The organism is Kribbella sp. VKM Ac-2571 (assembly GCF_004362255.1).
Taxonomy (GTDB): Bacteria; Actinomycetota; Actinomycetes; order Propionibacteriales; family Kribbellaceae; genus Kribbella; species Kribbella pratensis.
In genome coordinates this window covers 1-3,789 of sequence record NZ_SNWS01000039.1, presented here as the reverse complement: position 1 = coordinate 3,789, position 3,789 = coordinate 1, and the positions used below count along the sequence as shown (strand labels likewise).

The window sequence follows — 3,789 nt, the reverse complement described above, 5'->3', positions numbered from 1 at the left end:
GCCGCGGCTTCTTCTTGCCCATGGTCTCCATGATGAACATCCTTCCGGAGCACAAGCTCCTGATCTCGGATGTCCGTCAAAACGGGTCAGGCCCACTCGCCACGAAGTCGGCTTGGAGCGCCGCAGGTTGCGGGAGTACGAGATCCTTGAAGGGCTGTACGCCGGATAGCTCGGTCAACCCTCCGACCTGAAACTCGACCGAGGTGAACTGAAGGTCGTCCGGAACACCAGCGCCAACACCGAGGAGGCCGTACGTCGCGGCGAGAGAGGCTCGGCCAGGCCACCAGTGGTTGACTCGGACATCGAGCAGGACGATCTCGTGGTTGGACGTCAGCGTTCCACCGAGCTGTTCGACTCTGACGGACCGGGCGGCGCGGAGGGCGTCGTAACCGGTCTCTGTTGACTCCTCGTCGAGTTCCCATTCCGGCCCGCGGCCACGCTGGAGGCTCACAGCGCCAGAAAGACTCTTGCCGTCGTACTCCCAGTTGGCGCGGTACTCGCCGTAGCCCAGCATCAGCTTCTTTGCCATACAGGCAGGATGGTCGATCCGCGGTTCGTTCGACAGAGCCGATTGTCGGCGAAGCTGACCGCGCATATGACGTTCCGATACCCCGTTTGCCTAACACGGCCGCCGCCCGGCGGCACCAAGACGTCCCACACCGATGAGTAAGCCAATAGGCTCGCCCCATGGCCACGACCAACTCCGCCTCTCGGCTGCACGCGATCTTCGTTCGCTATGTCTCCCATCGCACAGGTGCCGATAGCGGCAGCATCATGGAGGTCTGGCGGAAGACATTCGGAGTTTCCGATTACGAAGAGGTTCGATCGCTTCTCATGCAGGTTGTCGGTCTGATTGACCAGGTCCGTCGGCAGCTTCAAGGGCTCGAAAAGCCCGCCTACGCCAAGTCATACGCCGACGTCGCACCTGTTCTGCTGTCATGCGCAGTCCTACCCGACGTCGGTACCTCGGTTCAGCTCGGTTCGGATCACGCGACGGTGTACGCGGAACAGCTGAACACTCTCGAGCTCCTGGCGACGGTGCTCAATGACAACAGGGGCAGCACTCCTGAGCCCACCGATGAACAGCTGACAGAATTCAGAGGACAGATCGCGGGAGCCTTGGAAGCCATCCGCGCGGACCACACGCTTCACCCGCGCATACGGCAAGAGGTCATCAGCCGTCTCCACCACATCCTGTGGGCACTGGATCACCTAGACACAGTGGGTCCAGAAGAAGTGATCGCTGCTGCTGAGCGGATCGGGTTCCTCTGGGCCTACCTTCCGCCAGAGGCTCAACAGTCGTCGGGATTCCAGAAAGCTCAGGCGGCGGCCGTCACTCTCTTAGGAGCCTTCCTCGGCACAGCGGAGACCCTCCAAGCCTTTGAGACGTTTCAGCAGGTTCTCGAACTCACCCAACACTGACCGGCGGAACACCCCGATCCGGCCGCAGGAATGCCTACCGACAACATCAGATCAGTGGTCATCGCAACAACCAGCGTTCGTGCGCGGACTACGGTGCCATCGCTGCTGCCCCTGACTGGCGAGATCAACAGCTATGACGTACTGCCCTCGTCGTCTGGCGAGGGGTTTGGCTCATGAACCACCTGGCTCCAGCCCGCACCGAATGGTGCGCCCACATCTGGGACGTCGGTGCCGACTGGCGCCATCCAGAGCCTGCCGAGCTCGTTACGATTCGGTTCTTTCACCACGACCGGTTGCTTGAAGACTGAGTCCCTAAGTTCAACCACCCCCTCCTTCCGGAGGTACATGATGAACCCGAACGTATCGAGGAGAAGAACAGCAATCCGGGACACCAGGTGCGCTGCTGAACGGTACCGCTCGTCGATCGAGATACTGCCTGCTGATGCCTGGCGCTCGGTGTCCGCATGAACCACATCGCCGTACAACCATGCCAAGGCGAGCACACTGTCGGAGGCCGTCGAGGAGGTTCCCTCGCTCGTGTCGACGTGCTGTACCAGGTAGCCCGCCAGTTGCCCGTCACGCGGGTCGATCTCCCTCCACCGATCCTTCAACTGTTGGCAGACCGCCATATAGTCCGGCCGTTGCCTCACGAGGTAAGAGAGGGCATTCAGCACCTTCTGCAGGTAGATGGGGTCTCGATCGAGAATGACGGGCCGCACTCGCGCTGCCAGAGACTCCATCTGCTCCTCGGGTGGGAACTTTGTCTGGATTCGGGTGAGCCCGTCCGGCTCGGGCGTGACTGTAAACAGACCACGGCTGAGGTCGCGTAAAGCCTCTGACGCGAGTGAGTGTGCGGCAACCCGGCGCGCTCTGATGACGAACGCCTCGACCACCGCGACGGAACGGTCGTTGACCGAGCTTGCGTCATTGGACTTTGTCATCGTGCTCTCTAACGAAGTACGGGACGTGGATAAGTTGGGCGACGCGGGCTTTGGACTCGTCGTTGCAGCGATCGTAGATGGTGGTGGTGCTGGCATCGGCATGACCGAGCAGGCACTGGACGGCCGACCGGTCAGCGCCGGCATCAAGGAGTTCGCCGGCGAAGGTACGGCGGCCGTCGTGCGGGCTGAACTGCTCCACCTCGGCCAGTTGGGCGCGGCGATGCACGATCCCGTACAGGCCCGCCGCAGACTGCCTCTTGTGAGGCGGTCGATCCGGCCGGCCTTGTTGACCGCGACCATCACCGGCCCGGGTGCGTCCCGCGCACGGTGATCCAGTCCTCGACCGCGGCCGGTCCCGCAATAGGCCAGCCGGGCGCGGTCGCCCTTGCCGTCGACGGCAAGCTGGTTGCCCGGCTGCCCGTAGTCGTCCAGGTCTACCGCGACGCATTCGGTCCGACGGAGCCCGACGCCGAACAGGATCGCGAGCATGGCGGCGTCAGTGCTCCGGTCGGGCGGGGGTCGGGCGCGCAGAAGGCAAACAGCGTGCGCAGCTCGCCGGCGTCGCCGTGGCGATCGGCGTCGGCGCCGGCGCCGGCGCCGGCAAGCGTGGTGCCCCAGTCGGTGATGCGTTCGTAGTCGTCGCGGTCCATCAGCGGCAGCCGCCAGCACTGCCGAGTATCCGGACGGCGGCGACAGCATCGTGCGCGAGGCGGACGGTGCGTACACGGCGAGCAACTGCGCTCGGATCGCGGTATTTCGCTCCGCACGCAACAGGTGCCACGGGATTCCCGTGGCCGCCGTACTGGGCCGGCCGGTCAGCAGCGAGGCCAGGCGATCCAGGGTGCCGGTCATCGTGCGCCGTGACTCCGGTGATCCGAGCGAGGCCGGATAGACCGCGACCGGATCCGCCGGCACGGACGGCAGAAAACCGTGTGCGGGATCCCGAGCGGCATTTCCTGCGCCGGCCACCACCCGCCGACTGACGATTCGTCCATCTAGCACCAGGCGACCGCCCTGAAGCCTGAACTCCTCCTAGCGAGGTCCGCTCTCGGGCGACTTCGTTGATTTCGCTCGCGTCCGCTTCTTGCGTGCCATTCGTCTCTCTCCCACTCGCCATCGACGACGTGCGATGGCAGCTTCAGTGAAGCGCACAGGACCGACAACGCGTAGGCAACTTTCGGTTGACGATGGCAACCGCGGCCCCAGGCAGCCGGCTCCACGGCTGATGGCCGGTAGTGCACGACCGACCGCTCACCCCCGCGGTCCTCGAACTACCTAGTGCCTCTCCAAGAAACGTTGGGGTTGTAACCGTGTCGGGTTGACCGGTCCGGTGGTGAGTCTGAAGGCTTGCCGTCGGAGGTGGTGATGGCTCGACAGCCTGAGGTGTTCGTGCGCTCGCTGGAGCCCGAGGAAGCGCAACGTCTGG

General features: G+C 64.0%; 6 protein-coding genes. 3 read left to right on the top strand and 3 right to left on the bottom strand.

The genetic code is table 11. The features are described 5' to 3' along the window. Nucleotides 1-76: 76 nt before the first annotated feature. Complete coding sequence (locus EV651_RS41090) at nt 77-529, bottom strand: hypothetical protein (protein WP_133791661.1); 453 nt, start codon at nt 527-529, stop codon at nt 77-79. Nucleotides 530-687: 158 nt separating this feature from the next. Here EV651_RS41090 and EV651_RS41085 point away from each other — a divergent pair, with 158 nt between their 5' ends. Beyond that, nucleotides 688-1,422, top strand: a complete 735-nt coding sequence (locus EV651_RS41085) for a hypothetical protein (protein WP_133791659.1) — start codon at nt 688-690, stop codon at nt 1,420-1,422. Between the two features lie 131 nt (nt 1,423-1,553). Here EV651_RS41085 and EV651_RS41080 read toward each other — a convergent pair whose 3' ends face one another. Then, nucleotides 1,554-2,363 (bottom strand): hypothetical protein, encoded by an 810-nt coding sequence (locus tag EV651_RS41080; protein WP_133791657.1) that lies wholly within the window; start codon nt 2,361-2,363, stop codon nt 1,554-1,556. Then, the gene (locus EV651_RS43500) at nt 2,347-2,571 is read right to left on the bottom strand and encodes a tyrosine-type recombinase/integrase (protein WP_370354228.1); all 225 of its coding nucleotides are present in this window, start codon (nt 2,569-2,571) and stop codon (nt 2,347-2,349) included. The genes EV651_RS41080 and EV651_RS43500 overlap by 17 nt, the downstream gene beginning before the upstream one ends. On the opposite strand from EV651_RS43500, the gene EV651_RS42875 reads away from it, so the two are divergent. Both EV651_RS42875 and EV651_RS41740 read left to right on the top strand, forming a co-directional pair. Beyond that, a complete protein-coding gene (locus EV651_RS42875) occupies nt 2,464-2,694 on the top strand; it encodes a hypothetical protein (RefSeq protein ID WP_238157553.1) in 231 nt (76 codons plus the stop codon). The genes EV651_RS43500 and EV651_RS42875 overlap by 108 nt on opposite strands. Next, nucleotides 2,691-2,999: a hypothetical protein gene (locus EV651_RS41740; RefSeq protein ID WP_166658957.1), complete on the top strand. Its 309-nt coding sequence runs from the start codon at nt 2,691-2,693 to the stop codon at nt 2,997-2,999. The genes EV651_RS42875 and EV651_RS41740 overlap by 4 nt, the downstream gene beginning before the upstream one ends. Nucleotides 3,000-3,789 lie beyond the last annotated feature (790 nt).